This window comes from Pseudonocardia bannensis (assembly GCF_012911875.1).
Classification (GTDB): Bacteria; Actinomycetota; Actinomycetes; order Mycobacteriales; family Pseudonocardiaceae; genus Pseudonocardia; species Pseudonocardia bannensis.
Genome location: NZ_JAAXKZ010000001.1, coordinates 134577 through 155276, shown reverse-complemented (window position 1 = coordinate 155276; position 20700 = coordinate 134577). Strand labels below are relative to the sequence as shown.

At 68.7% G+C, this 20700-nt stretch carries 20 protein-coding genes; 14 read left to right on the top strand and 6 right to left on the bottom strand.

Going from position 1 to position 20700, the window contains the following annotated elements:
• Nucleotides 1–258 precede the first annotated feature (258 nt).
• From HF519_RS00775 to HF519_RS00765, 3 genes are all read left to right on the top strand, one after another.
• A complete protein-coding gene (locus tag HF519_RS00775) occupies nt 259–918 on the top strand; it encodes a hypothetical protein (protein ID WP_312859816.1) in 660 nt (219 codons plus the stop codon).
• A gap of 8 nt (nt 919–926) precedes the next feature.
• On the top strand, nt 927–2093 hold the full coding sequence (locus HF519_RS00770) for a glutathionylspermidine synthase family protein (RefSeq protein ID WP_169409633.1): 1167 nt from the start codon (nt 927–929) through the stop codon (nt 2091–2093).
• A gap of 61 nt (nt 2094–2154) precedes the next feature.
• The gene (locus HF519_RS00765) at nt 2155–2607 is read left to right on the top strand and encodes a DUF350 domain-containing protein (RefSeq protein WP_169409632.1); all 453 of its coding nucleotides are present in this window, start codon (nt 2155–2157) and stop codon (nt 2605–2607) included.
• Nucleotides 2608–2612: 5 nt separating this feature from the next.
• Here the strand turns inward: HF519_RS00765 and HF519_RS00760 are convergent, their stop codons facing one another.
• Together HF519_RS00760 and HF519_RS00755 are read right to left on the bottom strand one after the other, a co-directional pair.
• Entirely contained in the window at nt 2613–3260 is a 648-nt protein-coding gene (locus tag HF519_RS00760; protein WP_169409631.1) for an endonuclease, read from the bottom strand.
• A 46-nt stretch (nt 3261–3306) separates the two neighbouring features.
• Nucleotides 3307–4962, bottom strand: a complete 1656-nt coding sequence (locus HF519_RS00755) for an acetolactate synthase large subunit (protein WP_169409630.1) — start codon at nt 4960–4962, stop codon at nt 3307–3309.
• A gap of 81 nt (nt 4963–5043) precedes the next feature.
• Between HF519_RS00755 and HF519_RS00750 the strand changes: the two genes are divergently transcribed.
• The 6 genes from HF519_RS00750 to HF519_RS00725 all read left to right on the top strand — a co-directional run bounded on the left by HF519_RS00750 (nt 5044) and on the right by HF519_RS00725 (nt 9833).
• Nucleotides 5044–5856: an HAD family hydrolase gene (locus HF519_RS00750; RefSeq protein ID WP_169409629.1), complete on the top strand. Its 813-nt coding sequence runs from the start codon at nt 5044–5046 to the stop codon at nt 5854–5856.
• A 140-nt stretch (nt 5857–5996) separates the two neighbouring features.
• The gene (locus tag HF519_RS00745) at nt 5997–6596 is read left to right on the top strand and encodes a phosphatase PAP2 family protein (RefSeq protein WP_438826365.1); all 600 of its coding nucleotides are present in this window, start codon (nt 5997–5999) and stop codon (nt 6594–6596) included.
• Nucleotides 6593–7513 (top strand): decaprenyl-phosphate phosphoribosyltransferase, encoded by a 921-nt coding sequence (locus tag HF519_RS00740; RefSeq protein ID WP_169409628.1) that lies wholly within the window; start codon nt 6593–6595, stop codon nt 7511–7513. Before HF519_RS00745 ends, HF519_RS00740 begins: the two co-directional genes overlap by 4 nt.
• A gap of 26 nt (nt 7514–7539) precedes the next feature.
• Nucleotides 7540–8439, top strand: coding sequence for a glucose-1-phosphate thymidylyltransferase RfbA (rfbA, locus tag HF519_RS00735; protein WP_169409627.1), 900 nt, complete (start codon nt 7540–7542; stop codon nt 8437–8439).
• Nucleotides 8440–8655: 216 nt separating this feature from the next.
• A complete protein-coding gene (locus tag HF519_RS00730) occupies nt 8656–9435 on the top strand; it encodes a glycosyltransferase family 2 protein (RefSeq protein ID WP_169409626.1) in 780 nt (259 codons plus the stop codon).
• Complete coding sequence (locus tag HF519_RS00725; RefSeq protein ID WP_169409625.1) at nt 9435–9833, top strand: DUF2304 domain-containing protein; 399 nt, start codon at nt 9435–9437, stop codon at nt 9831–9833. The genes HF519_RS00730 and HF519_RS00725 overlap by 1 nt, the downstream gene beginning before the upstream one ends.
• Before the next feature lie 52 nt (nt 9834–9885).
• Here HF519_RS00725 and HF519_RS00720 read toward each other — a convergent pair whose 3' ends face one another.
• Together HF519_RS00720 and HF519_RS30785 are read right to left on the bottom strand one after the other, a co-directional pair.
• On the bottom strand, nt 9886–11154 hold the full coding sequence (locus HF519_RS00720; RefSeq protein WP_169409624.1) for an acyltransferase family protein: 1269 nt from the start codon (nt 11152–11154) through the stop codon (nt 9886–9888).
• A complete protein-coding gene (locus HF519_RS30785) occupies nt 11151–11705 on the bottom strand; it encodes a GtrA family protein (RefSeq protein WP_246241970.1) in 555 nt (184 codons plus the stop codon). The genes HF519_RS00720 and HF519_RS30785 overlap by 4 nt, the downstream gene beginning before the upstream one ends.
• A 75-nt stretch (nt 11706–11780) precedes the next feature.
• Here HF519_RS30785 and HF519_RS00710 point away from each other — a divergent pair, with 75 nt between their 5' ends.
• Nucleotides 11781–13334, top strand: coding sequence for a DUF2142 domain-containing protein (locus HF519_RS00710; RefSeq protein WP_169409622.1), 1554 nt, complete (start codon nt 11781–11783; stop codon nt 13332–13334).
• Nucleotides 13335–13347: 13 nt separating this feature from the next.
• Here the strand turns inward: HF519_RS00710 and HF519_RS00705 are convergent, their stop codons facing one another.
• Complete coding sequence (locus tag HF519_RS00705; RefSeq protein ID WP_169409621.1) at nt 13348–14787, bottom strand: lipopolysaccharide biosynthesis protein; 1440 nt, start codon at nt 14785–14787, stop codon at nt 13348–13350.
• A gap of 92 nt (nt 14788–14879) precedes the next feature.
• Between HF519_RS00705 and HF519_RS00700 the strand changes: the two genes are divergently transcribed.
• The 3 genes from HF519_RS00700 (at nt 14880) to HF519_RS33460 (ending at nt 17207) form a co-directional block, all read left to right on the top strand.
• A complete protein-coding gene (locus tag HF519_RS00700; protein ID WP_169409620.1) occupies nt 14880–15977 on the top strand; it encodes a glycosyltransferase family 2 protein in 1098 nt (365 codons plus the stop codon).
• Between the two features lie 165 nt (nt 15978–16142).
• Entirely contained in the window at nt 16143–16778 is a 636-nt protein-coding gene (locus tag HF519_RS33465; protein WP_438826364.1) for a transposase, read from the top strand.
• Between the two features lie 156 nt (nt 16779–16934).
• Nucleotides 16935–17207 carry a hypothetical protein gene (locus HF519_RS33460; RefSeq protein WP_438826363.1) on the top strand — a complete coding sequence of 91 codons (273 nt, stop codon included), beginning with the start codon at nt 16935–16937 and terminating at the stop codon, nt 17205–17207.
• Between the two features lie 155 nt (nt 17208–17362).
• On the opposite strand, the gene HF519_RS00685 is transcribed toward HF519_RS33460, so the two are convergent.
• Entirely contained in the window at nt 17363–19387 is a 2025-nt protein-coding gene (locus tag HF519_RS00685; protein WP_169409618.1) for a DUF6541 family protein, read from the bottom strand.
• A 112-nt stretch (nt 19388–19499) separates the two neighbouring features.
• On the opposite strand from HF519_RS00685, the gene glf reads away from it, so the two are divergent.
• Nucleotides 19500–20696: a UDP-galactopyranose mutase gene (gene glf, locus HF519_RS00680; protein WP_312859815.1), complete on the top strand. Its 1197-nt coding sequence runs from the start codon at nt 19500–19502 to the stop codon at nt 20694–20696.
• The last annotated feature ends 4 nt before the right edge of the window (nt 20697–20700 follow it).

Sequence of the window (20700 nt, the reverse complement as noted above, 5' to 3'; positions counted from 1 at the left end):
CGGTGCGGCTGCCCGACCGGCGGGACCGGTGGATCCGCTGCGGCCGCCCGGGGTGCGGTCCGCGGGATCGGCCGCGTGGGAACGCTGCGCGCCGGGCACGGTGATGTGGGGAGCCATGACGGCCGTCATCATGCCGTTACCTCGATCGAGTTCCCCGGCCCGCGGCGCGACGGCGCGGTCATCGGTCGCCGTGGTGCTGCGAGCGTGCCGCGTTCCGCTGTGATCCCGCGGGTTGTACGGTGCGCGCGGGGGTGGAGCATGAGCGAGAACGACGAGCGTGACCGTTCGGGCGGCGAGCTGCCGCCGGACGGCGCCGACGGGGCCGACGGCTCGGCCGGCCGCGCGTCGTCGGAGCGACCCGATCAGTCGAACGGTGGAACCCGACAGGGTGGCCGTACGGGCCGGATGCGCTTCCAGGACGAGACCACGGCCCCCCGCGAGCCCACGCTGGCCGAGCGTCGCGCCCGCCAGCAGGCCGCGCGCCGGGAGCGCGAGGAGGCCGCTGCGAAGTACTCCGCGCAGGAGAAGTCCAAGAAGCGCAAGCGGATCCTCATCGGGACCGGAGTGACGGTCGGTGTGGTCGCGCTGATCGCCGTCGGTTATTCGGCGGCGAACGACGAGGAGACGGTCGAGGCCCGCTGCGTCGACGAGAACAACGTCGTCGTCGACGACAGCAACTGCGTGCAGCCGGCGGCGAACGGCACCTACCACTCCGGGGTCGGCTTCATCCCGATCTTCATCGGGGGCGGCGGCCGGCAGTACCACTACAACTACGGCGGCAGCGGTGGCATCGGCCAGGTCGCCACCGGCGGGACCACGGTGGCGCCGAAGAACGCGCGGGTGTCCACACCGTCGGGTAAGACCATCTCCCGCGGGGGCCTCGGGGTCTCCGGCAGCGGTTCGAGCAGCGGCAGCTAGGACGGCACGTGCGTCGAGAAACGGGGGCACCCCGCCCGGACTGGGAGCGTCGGGTCACCGAGCAGGGCATGGTCTTCGGCACGCCCGGGCGGGGAACCGGCGGTGCGGCCCGGCCGTACTGGGACGAGTCGGTCCACTACGTGTTCGAGATGGACGAGATCCTCTCCCTCGAGGCCGACGTCGAACTGCTGCATTCGATGTGCCTGGAGGCCGTCGACCACGTCGTCACCACGGAGCGGTTCCGCGACTTCGCCCTGCCCGAGTGGTCCTGGCAGGGCATCGCCGACTCCTGGCGCCGCCACGACCCGTACGTCTACGGCCGGTTCGACCTGCGCTACGACGGCGGCGGGCCGGCCAAGCTGCTGGAGTACAACGCCGACACCCCGACCACGCTGCTGGAGGCGTCGATCCTGCAGTGGCACTGGCTCAAGGACACCCGCCCCGGTGACGACCAGTGGAACTCCCTGCACGAGAGGCTGGTCGAGCGCTGGATCGAGGTGAAGGAGGCGCTGCCGTCGTCGGAGGTGCACTTCACCTGGTCCGGGGCGGAGTCCTCGGGTGAGGACCACGTGACCGTGGGCTACCTGCAGGAGACCGCGGCGGAGGCGGGCCTGGACACGGTCGGGCTGGCGATCGAGGACATCGGCTGGGACGCCGCGCTGGACCGGTTCGTCGACCTCGAGGAAGCCCCGATGTCGTCGGTCTTCAAGCTCTACCCCTGGGAGTGGGTGCTCTCCGACGACTTCGGCAAGCACGTGGTGCGCAGCCTGCCCGAGACGCTGTGGCTCGAGCCGCTGTGGAAGACCCTGCTGTCGAACAAGGCGCTGCTCGCCGTGCTCTGGGAGATGTATCCCGGCCACCCGAACCTGCTGCCGGCCTACCTGGACAACCCGGGCCTGCTCACCGAGTACGTGCGTAAGCCCCGGCTGGGCCGGGAGGGCGCGAACATCTCGATCGTCTCGCCGGGAAGCGAACAGTCCACCGGCGGCGTGTACGGCGAAGAGGGCTACGTCTACCAGCTGTTCGATCCGCTTCCCGAGTTCGACGGCTTCCGGCCGGCGCTGGGTGCGTGGATCGTCGGCGACACCGCCGCGGGGCTCGGCATCCGGGAGACCGTCGGGCTCGTGACCGACGACGGCGCCGCGTTCGTCCCGCACCGCATCCCGGAGTCCTGACCGCGGTCCCGGGTGACACCCGCAGTTCCCGAGCTCCCCACATCACAACCTGGAGGACGACGTGACGACCCTGCTTGCCCTGGAGCCGGGATTCTTCTCGGCCGTCGGCCGTGGCATCGGCGCGATCCTGCTGTACGCCCTGATCGGGCTGCTGCTCATGCTGCTCGGCTTCTACGCGATCGACCTCACGACTCCGGGCAAGCTGAACCGGATGGTGCGTGACGGCCTGCCGAACTCGGTGGCGGTGACGGCCGCAGGCATGGTCAGCATGGCGTTCATCGTGGTCACGGCGATCTACGGGGCTTCCGGCCTGCTGGCCGAGGGCCTGCTCGCCTCGCTGATCTTCGGTCTGGTCGGGATCGTCGCCCAGGTGGGCGGGGTCCGGCTGCTGGAGTGGGTGACGGGCATCGACATCGGCGAGGTGCTGGCGGCCCCGGACCTGCGGCCGCAGGCGTTGGTGGTCGCCGCGGCGCACCTGGCGCTCGGGCTGGTCGTGGCGGTCGCGATCCTCTGACGAGGTCAGCCGGCGGCCGCGACGACCTCGTCGGCCAGGTCACCGTCGAGCGCGACCCGTACCAGCGCCGCCGCCGCGCGGGCCGTGTCGTGCTCGGGGATCAGCTTCGCCAGGTCATCGGCGTCCGCGGGCAGCCCGATCCGCCGCGCGCCGTCGAGGGTCTTGCCGTCGAGCGCCGGGCGCAGCCGCGGCCAGACCTCCTGCGCCTCCCGGCAGAAGATGTCGGCGCCGACGGGCCCGAGCCGGGGGAACGCGGTGAGCAGCTTCCGGATCCGGGCCGGGTCGTCCTCGCCGCGCGCGCGGAGCCTGCGCAGGTCGCCCCGGTACTCGGTCTGCAGCAGTTCGGCGCCCTCGCCGAGCGCGGTCGCGGTGGTCTCGTCGTAGCGGACGTAGTGGGCCCGGCCGAGCGCGTCGACCCGCTCCTGCCAGGACGCGTCGAGCATCCGCTGCGGCGTGCCCATCCCGGAGTCGACCAGCTCGCGGGCGGCGGCGACGGCGATGGCGGCCCGGATCCAGGTGGACAGCAGGACCGACAGCACCAGCAGCCGGTACAGCGGCGCCGGTGTGTCCGTCAACCGGATGCCGGCCTGGGAGGCGTACGTCGTTCCGGCGCGATCGAGCAGCGCGCCGAGGAGTCTCTCGTGATCGGCCATCGATCTACCCGTGCACGCTCGGGTCCACTCCCGACCGGAGACGGCGTCAGAACGGGCCGCTGAGCTCACCCAGCCAGTCGGTCAGCCGCATGTTCTCGGTGTAGTCCACCGGGCAGGAGATGATCGACACGCCGTCGTCGGCCAGCGCCTCGCGCAGGATCGGGAGCAGTTCGCCGGCCGCGCCCACCCGGTATCCCCGTGCGCCGAAGCTCTCGGCGTAGCGGACCAGATCCGGGTTGGCGAACCGGACGCTGGAGCTGCGGCCCAGCTCCAGGTTCATCTTCCACTCGATGAGCCCGTAGGAGTCGTCCTCCCAGACCAGGACGGTCAGCGGCACCCCTTCCCGCGTCGCGGTCTCGATCTCCTGGCTGTGCATGAGGAACGCGCCGTCGCCGACCACGGCGAGCGTGCGGACCTCGGGCCGGACCAGGGCGGCCGCGATCGCCCCGGGCAGGGCGAAACCCATCGTGGACAGCCCGTTGGAGATGAGGCAGGTGTTGGCCACGTAGGTGGGGTAGAGCCGGGCCATCCACATCTTCACCGCACCGGTGTCGGCCAGCACGATGTCGTCGCGTCCCAGCGCGGCGCGGGTGTCGGCCACGACCCGTTGCGGGCTGAGCGGGTAGCGGTCGTCCGTGGCACCGCGGTCGAGCTCGTCGGCCAGCAGCTTGCGGATCTTCCCGGTGGCGGGGCCGGTGTCGAACCGGCGGGGCACCGCGGTCGCCAGGGCGGTCAGCGACCGGGCGATGTCGCCTTCGATGCCGACCGCCACCGGGTAGTGCGCGTCGACCTCGGCCGGGAACGTGTGTACGTGGATGATCTTCTTGTCGCCGCCCGGGTTGATCTTGACCGGGTCGAACTCCTGCAACTCGTAGCCGACCGCGACCACCACGTCGGCGGCGTCGAAACCGAAGTTGACGTAGTCGTGCCGCATGAACCCGACGGCGCCGAGGGCGAGCGGGTGATCGTCGGGGAAGACGCCCTTGCCGTGGAACGTGGTGGCCACCGGCACGTTCCATGCCTCGGCCAGTGCCAGTAGCGCGGGACCGGCGCCGTGCCGCGCCGCGCCGTGACCGGCCAGCAGGATCGGCCGCTCCGCGTCCGCCATCACCTGGGCCGCCCGCCCGAGCTGGCTCGGCGACGGCTCCTCGTAACGGACCCGGTCCGTGGGTAGCGGGACGGCATCCGCCGGCGCCGCGGCGCCCTCGACGTCCTGCGGCACGGCCAGGTAGGTGGCGCCCGGGCGCTCCGTCTGCGCGATCTTGAACGCCCGGCGGACCATCTCCGGCACGGCGGGCGGCCCCGGGACCAGGTCCGCCCACTTGGTGATCGGCCGGAACATCCCGACCAGGTCCACGGCCTGGTGCGACTCCTTGTAGATGCGGCTCAGCCCCACCTGCGCGGACAGCGCCACCAGCGGGGTGGAGTTGGTCTGCGCGTCGGCCACCCCGAGTTGCAGGTTGATCGCGCCGGGGCCCAGCGTGGCCGAGACGACCCCGGCCCGTCCGGTGAGCCGCCCGGCGATCTCGGCCATGAACGCGGCGGCCTGCTCGTGCCGCGTCAGCACGTACCGGATCGGGGAGTCGCGCAGGGCGTCGACGAAGTGGATGTTCTCCTCACCCGGGATCCCGAAGACCTGGTTCACACCCTCGGCCTCCAGGCACCGGACGAGCAACTCGGCCGCCGTGGTCTCATCCGCCATCACGAGAGGGTAAGCACACGAACGACTGATCGCCGGGTCCAGCCGTACTCTGGACAGGGTGACTGGTGGACGGCGTTAGGCGTGCAGGCACCTCGATTGGTCGCCACGGATGTGGACGGCACCTTGCTGGGGCCCGACGAGCGGGTCAGCCCACGCGCCGCCGCCGTGATCGGCCGGCTGGTGTCGGAGGGGATCGGCTTCGTGCTGGTCACCGGTAGACCGCCGCGTTGGATCCCGCCGGTGGTGCAGCAGCTCGGCGTGGCCCGGCTGGCGGTCTGCGCCAACGGCGCGGTGCTCTACGACTCGGTCGCCGACGAGGTCGTGTGGGCCCGCACGCTCGCTCCCGACGCGCTGGCCGAGCTCGCGGAGGCCGCGACCCGGGCCCTGCCCGGCTGCGGGCTCGCCGTCGAGCGGGTGGGCGCCCGGGCGTTCGACGACGCGGCGACCCAGTTCGTCGCCGAGCCGGACTACCAGCACGCCTGGCCGAACCCGGACAACAGCAGCGTTCCACGCTCGGAGTTGCTGGTCCGCCCGGCGGTCAAGATGCTGATCCGGGCACCGGGCATGAGCAGCGACGCGATGGTGGCGGCACTGCAGCCGCTGGTCGGCGACGCCGTGGACCTGACGTTCTCGCACCCGCGTGGCCTGGTGGAGGCCTCGCCGGCCGGGGTGACGAAGGCGACCGGGCTGGCTGAGGTCGCCGAGTGGGCCGGCGTCGCCGCGCCGGACGTCATCGCGTTCGGGGACATGCCCAACGACCTGGAGATGCTGCGCTGGGCCGGGCACGGGGTGGCGATGGGTAACGCGCACCCTGCGCTCCTCGACATCGCCGACGAGGTCACCGCGACCAACGCCGAGGACGGGCTGGCACTGGTGCTCGAGCGCTGGTTCTAGCGGGAGCTCCGCACCACCGGTACGGGCGCGCGCGGCATCGCCCGTAAGGGCGGAAGCACCACGCGTACCATGGCCCGCCGTAATGAACCCACCCATCGGCGCCCGCAGAACGAGCGCGGTGCCCACTGGAGGCCCCGCTCGTGGCCGAGCTCCTCGACCGCCCCGTTCCGACTGCCCCCGTCCCCGGCGTCACTGACGCCGCCGAGCCCTTCCCCGACCCCGCTGCGGGGGAGGTGCGGGCGCTGCAGGCGGTGCAGGGCGCGATCGCACGGCCGTCGGTGGTGAAGGTGGCCCGCGGGATGTCGCTGTTCGGCGAGCACGCGGCGGGCTGGCTGGCGATCGGCCTGCTCGGCGCGGCGACCGACCGGGCGCGACGGCGCGACTGGCTCGTCGCGGCCGCCGGTGTGGCCGCGGCCCACGGCGCGTCGATCGGGGTCAAGCGGGTCGTCCGCCGGTCCCGGCCCGACCACCCGAGCGTCCAGGTGCTCGTCGGTACCCCCAGCAGGCTGAGCTTCCCGTCGGCGCACGCCACGTCGACCACGGCGGCGGCGGTCCTCTACGGCCGGCTGCTGCGGCGCCCCCTGCCCGCGGTGCTCGTGCCCCCGATGGCGCTGTCCCGGCTGGTGCTGGGCGTGCACTACCCCAGTGACGTCGTCGTGGGTTCCGCGCTCGGCGCGGCCGTCGCGACGGTGACGCGAAGGCTTGCCCGTACCCGCCGGCAGAAGGGGACCACGCGATGACGAGCACCGACGTGCCCGCACAGACCGGTACCCCGGCTCGCAGTGCCGCCGGGATGGCCGGTGGCGTGCTCAAGACGATGCGCCCCCGGCAGTGGGTCAAGAACGTCCTCGTCCTCGCCGCGCCGTTCGCGGCCGGGCAGCTTTTCGACACCCAGGTGGCGCTGAAGCTGGCCATCGCGTTCGTGGCGTTCTCGCTCGCGGCGTCCGGGATCTACCTGATCAACGACGCCAACGACATCGCCGCCGACCGGGCGCACCCGACCAAGCGCAACCGGCCGATCGCCGCCGGCATCGTGCCGGCGCAGCTGGCGATCGTCGTTGCGGTGGTGCTGCTGCTCGGGTCGCTCGCGGTCAGCCTGCTGGCCTCGATGGAGCTGGTCATCGTGCTGGCGGTCTACATCGGGGTGCAGCTGGCCTACTGCTTGTGGCTCAAGCACCAGCCGGTGATCGACATCTGCATCGTCGCCTCCGGCTTCCTGCTCCGTGCGATCGCCGGTGGCGCCGCGGCGGCCATAACGCTGTCGCAGTGGTTCCTGCTCGCGGCCGGGTTCGGATCGCTGTTCATGGTCGCGGGCAAGCGCTACGCGGAGATCCAACTGGCCGACAAGACCGGCGCGAAGATCCGCAAGTCGCTGGAGAGCTACTCAGCGTCCTACCTGAGGTTCGTCTGGGCGCTCTCGGCCACCGTCCTGATCATGACCTACGGGCTGTGGGCGTTCGAGATCCGCGAGGCGCACCACAACTCGGTCTGGTCGGTCATCTCGATCGTGCCGTTCGTCATCGCCGTGCTGCGGTACGCGGTGGACGTCGACGGCGGCAACGGTGGCGAGCCCGAGGAGATCGCGCTCGCGGACCGGGTGCTGCAGGTGCTGGCGCTGGCCTGGATCGCGGCGCTGGTGCTGGCGGTCTACACCTGATCGACGGTGTGACAGCATTCCGGCCGATGAAGGGCATCATTCTGGCCGGCGGGGCCGGCACGCGGCTGCATCCGATCACCCGGGCGGTGTCCAAGCAGTTGCTGCCGGTCTACGACAAACCGATGATCTACTACCCGTTGTCGGTGCTGATGCTGGCCGGGATCCGCGACATCCTGGTCATCACCACCCCGGAGGAGCTGCCGCTGTTTCGCCGGTTGCTCGGGGACGGCGCCGAGCTCGGGCTGCGCCTGGGCTACGCCGCGCAGCCCAAGCCCGAGGGCATCGCGCAGGCGTTCCTGATCGGCGCCGAGCACATCGGCGGGCAGCCCTGCGCGCTGGTCCTGGGCGACAACATCTTCCACGGTCCCGGGTTCGCCGACGTGCTGCGCGCCGGGATCGACGGGATCGCCCGCGGCGCGGACGGGGCGGTGCTGTTCGGCTATCCGGTGCGCGATCCGCAGCGCTACGGGGTCGGGGTGGCCGACGCGGCCGGGCGGCTGGTGGAGATCGAGGAGAAGCCCGCGGTGCCCCGGTCCAACCGGGCGATTACCGGGTTGTACCTCTATGACGAGCGGGTGGTCGAGATCGCTGCCGGGTTGCGGCCCTCGGCCCGCGGCGAGTTGGAGATCACCGATGTCAACCGGGCCTACCTCGACGCCGGGGCCGCCCGGCTGGTCGATCTGGGCCGGGGGTTCGCCTGGCTGGACACCGGGACCCACGACTCGCTGCTGGAGGCCGGTCAGTACGTGCAGGTTCTGGAGCACCGCCAGGGGGTGCGGATCGCGTGCCTGGAGGAGATCGCGCTGCAGCGCGGGTTCATCGACGCCGAGGCCTGCTACGCCCTGGGCGCGGCCCAGGCCAAGTCCGGCTACGGCGAGTACGTCATGGCGGTGGCGCAGGCTCGGATGGATGGTTCCACGCCCTGATTCGAGTGATTTCACCTGAGCTGCGTGCATCGCGCCTGATCCAGGCCCGTCAATCGTGATCAACGGGTTGCTGCGTCAGCACGGGTGCTCCTAACGCTACGATCCCGCAGTGCACGCGAGAGGTCTTGGCGCTGTCGATGACTCACACTGTCGTCCGCACGAAGGTCTCGGGTCGGCTTCCTCGGAGCCCCGCCGAGTCGATCAGGAGTCGGAACGATGAGTGTCGAGGCCACCGACCCAACGTCAGCCGTGCCGCAACGATCTGAGGTCGCTCGCCTCCTTGTCGTGATGCCTGCTCTCAATGAAGAGGGCTCGGTCGCACGGGTGATTGCGGATGTCATGCGTGAGCAGCCGGACGCGTCGATCTTGGTCGTCGATGACGGCTCCACGGACTGCACGGCGGAGCGCGCGCGCGCCGCGGGCGCGATGGTCATGTCGCTGCCGTTCAATCTAGGGGTCGGTGGCGCAATGCGCGCTGCGTACCGGTATGCCGCCGACCATGGGTTCGACAAGGTGGTGCAGGTCGACGCCGACGGTCAGCACGATCCGGCGGACATCGCTGTGCTGATCGACGCTGCCGGCGGGACGGACGTCGTCATCGGGGCCCGATTTGCCGGCCGTGGGGATTATGTCGTCAAGGGGCCGCGCAAGTGGGCCATGAAGCTCCTGTCCTCGATGCTCACGACGATGACCGGGACCCGGATCACCGATCCGACATCGGGCTTCCGGTTGGCGCAGGGGAGAGCCGTCGCGCTTTTTGCCCGCCACTACCCGGAGGAGTACCTCGGTGACACCGTGGAAGCCCTGGTCATCGCTCACCGGTGCGGCCTGGTCATTCGACAGGTGCCAGTCGCGATGCGACCTCGCCAGGCCGGTGAAGCCAGCCAGAACGCTCTTCGGGCAGCGATTTACCTGATGCGCGTCATCACCGCCGTCGGGCTCGCGCTCCTCAGACGGCCTCCGCAGATCTCGGCCGACCCTCTGTCACAGCGCTGATGGCTCGTCTGACGATCTTCTCGCTGGTCATCGCGGTCGGAGTCCTGCTACTCGTCGCGGAGTTGCTCCGGCGGCGGCGTTTGCGGGAGAAGTACGCAGTGATCTGGGTTCTCTTCGCGCTCGGAACGCTGACAGTGGCGGTCTTCCCGAGCCTGCTGAACGTCACCGCACGCTTTGTCGGGATCGAGACGCCGAGCAACCTGCTCTTCCTTGTGTCGCTCCTTGCGCTGCTGACCGTCTCGCTCCAGCTCTCCGGCGAGGTCGGGTTGTTGGAGGAGCAGACTCGGCGCCTGGCCGAGGAAGTCGGTGCCCTTCGGATGAAGATCGACGATGTGCCTACGCGCAGGGACAAGTCTGTGCCGTGCGAGGAGGAGTCTGGGTCCGAGACCTCGGGGTAGAGCCCGCGTGTGGCGGACCGGGGCAACCCGGAGATGGGGTCCAGATAGTTCTTCAGTTCGACTGCGGGGAGTCGCGCACCGTCTCCGGCGCTGTCGCGGGCGATTCCGGTGTCGGACGCGCTCTGCTGCTCAAGGAATCCGGCTCGGCAGCGCGGCTCCGCCATCTCGGACGCTGAGGTGTCCACCGCTTAAGTCTCAACGCACGCTTCTCCACCACGTGCCAGCTGAGTACTGCGAAAGCTGCGGTGATAGCGATACCGAGCAGCATGTAGGCGGCGAGACCGAGGCGCTGGACACCGAATTCGGCGAGCAGCATCTGAATCGGAAATGCGTAGATGTAGGTCCCATAGGAGAAGTCGCCAGGGCGGTCGAAGGCGGAGAACGGAAGCCGGACGGCGAGCCAGATCAGCATGTATGCCAACGCGGGATACCCCACCGCGATCCAGCCGCCGCCGTGTAGGGAGACGGCGGTCGCAACGAGGGCCAAAGCCCCCAACCTGTCGTCGACCTGGATCCGATCTGCGTAGAGGGCGAACATCGATCCCAGCAGGAAGAGGAACAGGAACCGGCCGAACCAGGTGTCGGAGAAGAGGGGAACCAGGCGGGCCGCGAGGCCGGGATCGATCTGAGCTGACAATGTGACGAGGTACATCAGACTTGCCAGGGCGGTCACGATCGCCCGGTGCCCGTTGAGTAGCCCAACCGCCCCCAGCAGCGCGATCACCAGGTAGCAGCCGAATTCGTAGCTCAGCGTCCAGAGTGAGCCGTTCCACGCTCCGGGCCTACCTGAGCCGTACGGGGTACTGCTGAGCAGATCACCGATCTCGTACTGATTGATCGAGAGCCAGAAGTTTTGCGTGATGTACCCGACGGCGTTTCGCGCCGGCTCCGTCAGGAAGCCGGCGAGTGTGCCTCGTTCGCGCCACCACGCCAGTGGCGCGAACGCGAACGCGGTGAGGACGAGACAGACCCAGAACGCTGGGAAGATCCGCAGGAACCGGTGCCACATGAAGCGCATGACCGACCCCGAGCTTGCCCAGCTTCGGGTGATGAGGAAGCCGCTGATGATGAAGAACCCGGCAACCGCGAGCCCGCCGCACGACTCCTGGCCGCCGCTCCAGTCAAAGAGCGGGTCGGTGCCGCCGCTGAAGCCTCCGAGCGGGTATGCGTGCCCGACGATGACGAGTGTCGCCAAGGTCCATCGCAGGATGCCGAAACTGTTCGATCTTCCGGAGAAGGCATCGGACAGCGGTACAGCCCGGGATGCCGCCAGTGGGACCGCGCCCTTCGCCGGGCCCGACGGTCCGGTGGCGGCGGTCACTTGAAGACCCACTTCTTCGACACGACGTAGTTGACGACTGCGAGGACAGCGGTCGTGCAGAGCTTCGAGATCAGATACGGAAGCCCCAACCAGGTCAGACCCTGGACGAGCACGACGGTCATCCCGAGGTTGGCCGCTACCAGGGAGACGTAGCGCAGCAGGTGCATCCCGGCCGCGCCAGTGGCCTGGAATGTCCAGATCCGGTTGAGGCCGAAGTTCACCCCGAACGCGATGAGAAATGCCATCGCCGTCGCGAGTGGAAGCCATAGCCCGAGCACGCCATGCAGCACGAACAGCGAGCCGGCGTCGATGGCCACGCTGAGCCCGCCGACAACGAGGAACCGAACCCCGCTGTGCCGGCTGACACGACCTACCGTCGTCGTGAGACGAGATACCACGCAGCTGCCCCTCGAACGGACCGATCTCCGGTTCTGGTCGGACGCCAGGGGATCCAGGGCCTCCTGACGCAGGGTAGGGGAAAGAGCCGGAGTGTGGACATCAGGTCTGTGGTGCACCGCGCAGGGAAGCCGACTGTAGGCTCTCGGGCGCATTCCGGATGGTGCCGCCGAACCAGAATCAGAGGCCTCGTGCGACTCAGCTCGTCCAAGTTGTGGATCACGGCCTTCATGGGGTTCTTTCTCATGATCGCCAGCTGGTCGCTCGCCGCGCCGTACGACGGCTCGCCGGACGAGTTCGACCACGTGGTGCGGGCAGTGGGTGTGGTCTCCGGAGAGGTGGCTCCTCCGGAGGCCGACGCCAAACGGGGAACCGGGGCCTTCCAAACGGTTCCCGCTGGCCTTGTGAGGGCCAACTGCTGGGCCTTCGATCCGATGAAGTCCGCGGCCTGCGCGGAGCCGCCGAGCGCGGACGCGACGCCGGTGGTGGCGCCGAGTGGCGCCGGGCGCTACTACCCGGCGTACTACGCCGTGGTCGGCTTGCCACTGAAGTGGTGGCCCGGTTGGTCGGGGCTTCTCATCGCAAGGCTCCTCAGCGGAGCTCTCTCTGCAGCGCTGCTCGCTGGTGCGTTGGTCAGCATCGTCCGGTGCTCCCGGCATCGGCTGATGCTGGCTGGTCTGCTGGTTGCCGTCACGCCCATGGCGACGTACATGGCGAGCGCCATCAACCCGAACGGTATGGAAATGGCGGCCGGAGTTGCGTTCTTCACAGCGCTGATCCCGCTGCTCGTCGGTCGGACCAAAGGCGCGACGACGGGGTTGTTGTGGCTCGCGGGGCTGAGCGGTCTTGCGCTCGCCGTGCTCCGAGCCAGCAGTTTGCTCTGGCTCGCCGTGGGATTCATTGCGTTCCTGGTGCCGTGGCGCAGCCAGAACCTCCGACCGCTCCTCAGCCGCAAGGCCACCTGGCCCTGGGTGATCGGGATCGGCGCGGCCGGCCTCAGCGCCGTCGTCTGGATCCTGGCCATGAACACGACCGACCTCGGTGACTACACCGGGGGGAGGATTCTGACAGCTTCCCAGGCCTGGATGATCGAGGCCGAGAACTGGCGCGGTTACCTCGACCAGATGATCGGAGTGACGGGCTGGCTGGACACCCGTATGTCTGGGGTCTTCTACCTGACCTGGCAGCTCGCCGCGGGTGCCCTGTTGCTCGCGAGCCTGGTCGTCGCTCGCCGAATCGACCGCTGGCGCATGCTCTTGCTGCTGGGCGGTGGCGTGCTCGTACCGGCTTACATGGAGGTCCGCTTCGCGAACGAGACCGGGTTCATCACGCAGGGTCGCTACGTCCTGCCGATGCTCGCCGGAGTTGTGCTCTTCGCTGCCTTCGTGCTGGAAGAGCGAGCTGTAGCCGCTCCCTACGCTCGGACCATCGTCAGACTCACGGCCCTACTGCTCCTGCCGATCCACCTCATCTGTCTGCTCTACACGATGGCGCGGTGGCAGCGGGGGCTACCGGAGGTCGGCGAGCGCGGCATCACCAGCCTCGATCCGCGGCTTGGAGATTGGCACCCGATCGTCGGGTCCGCGACGCCGATCGTTGCGCAGATCCTTGGGCTGCTCATCGTTGGGGCGCTCGTATGGATCGTGTCGGTGCGTCCGGCTGCCGAAGTGATGACATCTCCGAGCGCCGAGTCGGAAACGAACGGCCGGGTCGATGGGAAAGCTCTCACCCGGCCGGAATCGGCCATCGCGGGTGACGGCAGTCCGACCGTGTCCACCGCCTAGGACGTCTCCCTCGTCAGGAAGATGCTGAGGCGGGGACCTCGGTGTCGCTGGTGAGCGTCCGCAGAGCCCGGTGCATCGCGACCGCCATGATGCTGACGACGACGAACGGTGCCACCAACTGTGCGACGACCGCTGCAACCACCGGGTCGATGGGCATGAACAGCAGCGTCACGAAGATCAGGGTGCCGATGATCCACGCAACGGTCGTCATCCGGTGGACACGAAGCGCCACCAGGGCCGACTGCAGCACCTGAGCAGCCATCATCGCCGCCGTGCTCAGCCCGAGCAGGCCGGCTAGGACCATCGACAGGTCGGTTGGAGCGTCGAAGAAGACTCGGGCCGCCCAGGGGCCGAGGAGCGCTGCGAACACGGTTCCAGGGAGTCCGACGGCAGCTACGGCGGCGAGCACCGTTCCTACCTGCCGACGGACGGTGCCTGCATCACCGATCGCCGCTGCACCTACCAACCGCGGGAGTAGCAGGGCCTGCACCGGCGCGAAGAGAAACAGCGGTGTCCTGGCCAGGATGAACAGCGAGGCGAAGCTTGCTGCGACCCGAGGGTCATCCGTGAGCCGCGAGGTCACCACGACCGGAGCGAGGTTGGCGACAAGCAAGGTCAACCCGGATGCGCACGCGAGAAGGCCAACGCCGCGAGCCATGCCGGATCGGCTGACGGCGGGTCCCGGGGCGCCCACACGGCCGCCGGCGACTGTTGCCGCCGCGGCGACGGCTGTCCCGAGTGCGAAGACGTAGCCGAAGGTCGTGGGGTCGGCGATCCCCATGAGGACCAGCGCAACACAGGGAACGAGACGTGCCAGTCCCTCCGCAGCCAGGGTTGCGGAGTACCAGCCGTAACGGCGCTGTCCGGCGAACGCTCCCCGCAGGACGTAGACCGCAGCTGCTCCGCCGACGGACACGACAGCGGCCACCAGTAGCGGCCACGATCCGCCGAAGACCTCTCTGACGAGGACCGGTGAGAGGACCAGCAGGACGAGCATGACCAGTACGGCGAGGCCCGCGCTGACGAGCCACGCGGCCTTCATGACCGGCGCGGTACCGGAGCCGGCCGCGATGCGGCTGCTGACCTCGCGGTTGGCCTCCTGCTCCACCGCAACGAAGAGCCCAGGACCCACAATGGCTGTCAGGAAGTACAGGGACGCAACGGCCGCGTAGTCGTGGGGCGCCAGTGCGTGCCCGGCAAGGGCGAGGAAGGCGTAGGCAGCCAGCCCGAGCAGCGCCAGGCCACCGCTGACCGTTGCGGCCCCGGAGAGCTGCCTGCGGATCTGCGCCGCCCTCGCCACCCGGCAAACAGTACGGGACGCATGTCGACAGGTCGGGCCCGGACGCTCAAGCGCTCCTGCGCCCGGCTCGTCGCTGTTCCGGCGGGGACCGAGGGGCGTCGAAACTCGGGAGGCTCGTCCGGATAGGCTCCGCGCCGTGCTGGTCGTCGTCAACGTGCTCGTGTTCGGCCTCGGCCCCGAACGGCACTCAGCCCGGGTTTGCCCCGGGATGGCCAAGCGGCCGTGGACCGCCGCGAGAAACGCCGGTGATCATCATCGCTTCTCCTGAAGGCGGGCCCCCGCGCTTCCACGTCTCCGCGGAGGTGGCCGCGGCCGCTGAAGCCGTCTCCGCGCCGGCGATCGTCGGCGTTGTGGTTCTGGCGTGGCAGAACGAACCCTGGCTTGCCACCTGCGTCGACTCGATCCTCGCGTCAACCGGCGTGCGGGTCGAATTGGTCGTGGTCGACAACGGCTGCCGTCCCGAGGATCTCGCCGCGGTGCCCGATCACGGCCGGTTCCGGCTACTGCGGCCAGGGAGGAATCTGGGCTTTGCAGGTGGCTGCAACCTCGGTGTCGGGGCCTTGTCCACCGAGTTCGTGGCACTGGTCAACTCGGACTGTGTTCTGTGCCCGGACACGCTGAGACAGCTTGTCTCCGAGGCTTCCAGGCCGGATATCGGCCCGGTGATGGCCAGTGTCCGCATCGCGGACTCTCCGGAGCTGATCAACAGCGCTGGCAACCCCGTTCACATCGTCGGTCTCTCGTGGGCGGGCGGGCTGTACACCCGCGAGAGCCGCTCCTCGTCCTTTGACGTCACTGCCGCCAGCGGCGCATGTGTCGTGGTGCGTCGTTCTGTATGGACTGCCCTCGGTGGTTTCGATGCCGAGTACTTCGCCTACGTCGAGGACACGGAACTGAGCCTGCGCTCCTGGCAGCGGGGATGGGCCGCCCGCTGCGTTCCCACGGCCATCGCCCTGCATCATTACGAGTTCTCGCGGAACGCCACCAAGATGTATCTGCTTGAGCGCAACCGCCTGATGATGGTGGCCACCCTCTGGAGCACACGCGCGCTCATTGTCCTGGGACCGTTGTTGCTCGTGGTGGAACTGCTGCTGGCGGGACATGCCGTGATCGGCGGGTGGGGGCGGCACAAGTTCCGTGGCTGGTGGTGGCTGTGGAAGCACCGGGCGCACCTGCGGGCGCGGCGGCGTGAGGTCCAAGCTCAACGGACTGAACCATCGACGGTGTGGATGGCCCTGCTGACACCGGACCTGGACAGACAGGTGGTGGGCTCGCCCGCCCTGACCTGGCTCGCGAACATGATGGTCCGTACGTACTGGCAGGTTGCTCGACGGTTCGTATAGTGCCGAGGTGAGCTGCTGCCGCTTCTTGATCTTGGGTGCTTCGCTGTAGCTAGTGCGTCTGCGAGGGCGGCGCCAAGCAAGGGCAGCGACAGCAAGCAGCCCGGCGACCAAGCTGGCCAGCACGACGTCGAGCAGGTAGGCGGAGGGACGGCATGGCATCGAGCCATGTGCGCAACGTGGCCGCACTGGCGCCCTGCTCGCCGACCGGCTCGGTCGGTGCGGGTGGGTACCGATCAGGGGCTAACCCGGCGCTTTCACGGGCGGGTCGCGCGAGGGCGTGTTGAACGCTCAAAGGTGCTTCTGAGCAGCAAGGATGTGGGTTGTCGAGGCCCGTGTCCGTGCGAGATCAGGAGCACCTTCCAGGTGAGCAGGGGTAGTGGGTTCTCCCCGTGCCCGGCCGCGGACGCAGCCGGGTCGAGGGCCGTGTCTCTGGCTGGTGGGCTGCTGCTCACCGAGACGGTCCGGGCGGCCGGGCTGGACCGGGCCCTGTCCGGCGGGCTGGCATTGTGGACCGCGCTCGCGCCGTGGCGGCGCGCGAACGCGGTGCACGACCCCGCCACGATCGTGCTCGACCGGGCGGTGGCCCTCGGACTGGGTGGGGACTGCCTGGCCGACATTGCGTTGCTGCGCGCCGAGCCCGGCGTCTACGGCCCGGTTGCGTCGGCTCCGACGCTGTCCCGCACCCTCGACCGGCTCGCCGAGCGTGCCACCGCGGCGCTGCGCGCCATCGCCTCCGCCCGGGCCGTCGCCCGTCTCGGGCGTGGGCACGGGCCGGGCAGCACAGCCCGGACCACGGCGTGAGCGCGGACCGCCGCTGGTCATCGACGTGGACGCCACCCTGGTGACCGCGCACAGCGAGAAGGAGGGCGCCGCCCCAACGTTGAGGCGCGGTTCGGCCGTCACCCGCTGTGGACCGTCGTTGGCCACGGGCCGGGCGGCAGCGGGGAACCGTTGTCGGTGCTGCTGCGCCCGGGCAACGCCGGCACCACCGCCGCCGACCACATCACCGTGCTGAGCGAGGCGCTGCGGCAGCTGCCCGGGCACCGGGCCGGCGGCCGGCCCGGGCGGAAGATCCTCATCCGGGCCGCCACGGCCGGGTGCACCCACGAGCTGCTGTACCGGCTGGTCGGCCGGCCGCTACCGTACTCGGCTGGGTTCACCCTGCCCGAGGGCATCACGGGCGAGCTCGCGACGGTCCCGGCCCGGGACTGGCCGCCGGCCTACGACTGACTCGACTCGGCTGGCTGTACGTGCGGCCCGTGCAGTCGGCGCTGCATCTCGTCCGGGTTGACTATCGGGGATAGTGATGGAATATCTGAACGGTCCATGTATCGTACGCGCCCTGATGCTTACCCTTGGCCCGACGGCGGCAGCCGCTTAGGTGGTCAACCCGACGCCACGGGCTCACCTTCACGTTGTCGGCCAGCGTCTAGATCAGCATCGTCGATTCGGTAGATGACGACATCGTCGTTGATGTAGACCCGCGTCAGCCAGTTGGCGCCGCTCAGGTCGGTGAGGCCGGGGGCGCGTTGTGTATCCGGTCTGAGGAAGCCCTTCCCGAGCATCACATATTCGATGTTCAGCCGCTGGACTGCTGCTTGAACCTCCGGGTTGGTCGGATAGTCCTTGAACTGGCGGGCAAGAATCGCTGCGTCAGGTCCTGTGCGGAATCCGTCGTAGTGGCCTGCCACAGGACGTACGCCGGCCAATGCGTACATCCATGCAGAACCGTCGCCTCGGTCATTCAGCACTCGTGATCCGGCCGGCACAATGTCGGCAAGTGCGCGAATTCCGGCTACTTCCTCCCCGGAGATGGCGGGACCGTCGCCCACGTTCTGAGCCATTCGTGCTGCATTGCGCGCGAAGTAGAGATCGTTGCTGAGGAGGGCGAAGGCGATGACGACGGCCACGGCCACGACTGCGGAGCCCACCGCTGATCGATCGCGGTTCCGCGCGCTGCGCATCTTCGACCAGATGGTGCACAGACCGTCCCAGGCGACCCGCTGGATCTCGGCAAGACCATGCCCGGCGATCACGCACAGCGGAACCGCGGCGAGTGCGATCAGGCGCCACCGGTCGTTCCACCAGAAACTTGTGATGGAGTTTGCCCACGGCTCGTCTGACGATGCGGCGATCACGAACAATGAGCCGAAGCCGACGGCGACGATGCCGAGCCAGCGCAGCTGTGCGAGACGTCGGTAACCTAGCAGCCCCGCAAGGACTGCTGCCACGATCCACCATTGCGGGAAGGGGCCGGCGTGGCTGAAGGTGAGGAGCTCTCCAATCGCCTCGTTCTGACTGAGATCGGCGGGCCAGTCGATAGCGCTCAGATTGGAAGCAGAACTCGCAGCTCCGGCGAGTTGCAGTACGCAGAAGACGGCTCCGATCAGTCCGGACAGAAGGGTGACGGGTAGGTCGGTGCGCGCCGAACTCGGCTGTTGCCACCATCGCTGGATCATCGCTGGAGCGGCGAAGAGGGCACCGCCGATCATGATTGCTGGATGGAGGCAGAGCAATCCGGCGAGGCCTATGGAGAGCAGTACACCTGGCCGGGCCATCCCTCTCCACCGAGGAGCGTCGACGAGTTCCAGCAAGAGCACGACGATCAAAGGAGTCAGTGCCAGACCGGTCGCGAAGGGTAGCAGCGGTCCTCGCCAGAGCAAGTCGTACAACGCGGAGATCGAGACAGCCACCACGGCGGAGAATCCTGCGAGAACCGCGCGTCCGCCGAGTCGCCTGACGAGAGTGACGAGCGAGAACGCGAGCAGGCCGGGGATGAGCACCGTGTGAGCGTTCAGAACGACTGGGAGCGTCGACCCGGTCAGTTGGTACGCGATCGTTGCGAGCAGATGATAGGCATTCGGATAGAAGACCGCAATTCCATCCTCGTACCAATTGACCTGGCCCATCGCAAAAAGTCCGCCGTTGCCGGTCGTTGCGATCTCGCGTATTCCGTTGGCGTGGAAGACTGCGTCCCAGTCCTGTGGAATGGCGGAAAAAGTGCGTATACCTGTCAAGATCGCGGCCGCGCCCACCACTGCAGCGGACGATGCAACGGCGGCCACCGCAATGCTGGCTGCCTGGGACCATTCGGATGGCGGGGGGACTGCCGCGATGCGCCTGCCCGTGGAGGCCGGACTTCGAGCGGAAACGATCGACACCGTACCTGCAACGACAGCTATGATTCCGACGGTCACGCCGAAGGACATCGTGGACCAGTTCAGTCCGGCTGCAGAATAGGCGGGACCGGCAAGTCCGACAATTGAATAGGTGATCAGGGGTGAAGTCCCGAAGAGGACCCAGCCGCGGGCGCCTAGTGCCTTTCCCAACAGCAAGCCGGGCACCCATAGAATCAGCACGTATACGGCGACGACCCAGATGTCCGAAGGTTGGACTTCTGGCCAGGTCACGAGCACCCTCCCGGTCGCTGTACCGAGTCGGCGGCGTCGGAACCCGGTGAGCCCGAGCATAGCGAGCGGGCCGAGTGGGCCCGGTCAGGCGGCGCCGCTACCCTCGGCGGTCGTGGATTACGCAGGGTTCGATCTTGTCGTGGTCGGCTCGGGCTTCTTCGGGCTGACGGTCGCGGAGCGGGCCGCCGCTGAGCTGGACAAGCGGGTGCTCGTGCTGGAGCGCCGCTCGCACCTCGGCGGCAACGCCTACTCCGAGCCCGAGCCGGAGACCGGCATCGAGATCCACCGCTACGGCGCCCACCTGTTCCACACCTCCAACGAGCGGGTCTGGAACTACGTCAACCGGTTCACCGAGTTCACCGGCTACCAGCACCGGGTGTTCGCCCGGGTCAAGGACCAGGTCTACGCGTTCCCGATGAACCTGGCGCTGATCAACCAGTTCTTCGGCCGGTCGCACACCCCGGACGAGGCCCGCGCGCTGATCGCCGAGCAGGCCTCGGAATTCGACACCGCGACCGCGCAGAACCTGGAGGAGAAGGCCATCTCCCTGATCGGGCGCCCGCTCTACGAGGCGTTCGTGAAGGGCTACACGGCCAAGCAGTGGCAGACCGACCCCACCAAGCTGGGCGCGTCGATCATCAGCCGGCTGCCGGTCCGCTACACCTTCGACAACCGGTACTTCAACGACACCTACGAGGGTCTGCCGGTCGACGGGTACACGGCCTGGCTGGAGAGGATGGCCGACCACCCGAACATCGAGGTCCGTCTGGACACCGACTACTTCGATGTCCGCGGCCAGATCCCGGACGGCACGCCGGTGGTCTACACCGGTCCGCTGGACCGCTACTTCGACTACTCCGAGGGCGAGCTCGGGTGGCGCACGCTGGACTTCGAGCAGGAGGTCCGCCACGACACCGGCGACTTCCAGGGCACCTCGGTGATGAACTACAACGACGAGGACGTGCCGTTCACCCGGATCCACGAGTTCCGGCACTTCCACCCCGAGCGCGACTACCCCAAGGACAAGACCGTCATCGTCCGGGAGTACTCCCGCTTCGCCGAGTCCGGTGACGAGCCGTACTACCCGATCAACACCCCGGACGACCGGGCGAAGCTGGAGCGCTACCGCGACCTCGCCCGCAAGGAGACCGCCAACCGCAACGTCCTGTTCGGCGGGCGGCTCGGTACGTACAAGTACCTCGACATGCACATGGCGATCGGGTCCGCACTGACCATGTTCGACAACCGGATCACGCCGTACTTCACCGAGGGCAAGGCCCTCAGCGGCACCGAGACCCCCGAGGACTGACTCC

Coding starts and splice junctions, on each gene's coding strand:
- HF519_RS00775 (WP_312859816.1), top strand. CDS start 259: ATGAGCGAGAACGACGAGCGTGACCGTTCGGGCGGCGAGCTGCCGCCG.
- HF519_RS00760 (WP_169409631.1), bottom strand. CDS start 3,260: ATGGCCGATCACGAGAGACTCCTCGGCGCGCTGCTCGATCGCGCCGGA.
- HF519_RS00755 (WP_169409630.1), bottom strand. CDS start 4,962: ATGGCGGATGAGACCACGGCGGCCGAGTTGCTCGTCCGGTGCCTGGAG.
- HF519_RS00740 (WP_169409628.1), top strand. CDS start 6,593: ATGACGAGCACCGACGTGCCCGCACAGACCGGTACCCCGGCTCGCAGT.
- rfbA (WP_169409627.1), top strand. CDS start 7,540: ATGAAGGGCATCATTCTGGCCGGCGGGGCCGGCACGCGGCTGCATCCG.
- HF519_RS00730 (WP_169409626.1), top strand. CDS start 8,656: ATGAGTGTCGAGGCCACCGACCCAACGTCAGCCGTGCCGCAACGATCT.
- HF519_RS00725 (WP_169409625.1), top strand. CDS start 9,435: ATGGCTCGTCTGACGATCTTCTCGCTGGTCATCGCGGTCGGAGTCCTG.
- HF519_RS30785 (WP_246241970.1), bottom strand. CDS start 11,705: ATGCGCCCGAGAGCCTACAGTCGGCTTCCCTGCGCGGTGCACCACAGA.
- HF519_RS00710 (WP_169409622.1), top strand. CDS start 11,781: ATGGGGTTCTTTCTCATGATCGCCAGCTGGTCGCTCGCCGCGCCGTAC.
- HF519_RS33465 (WP_438826364.1), top strand. CDS start 16,143: ATGTGCGCAACGTGGCCGCACTGGCGCCCTGCTCGCCGACCGGCTCGG.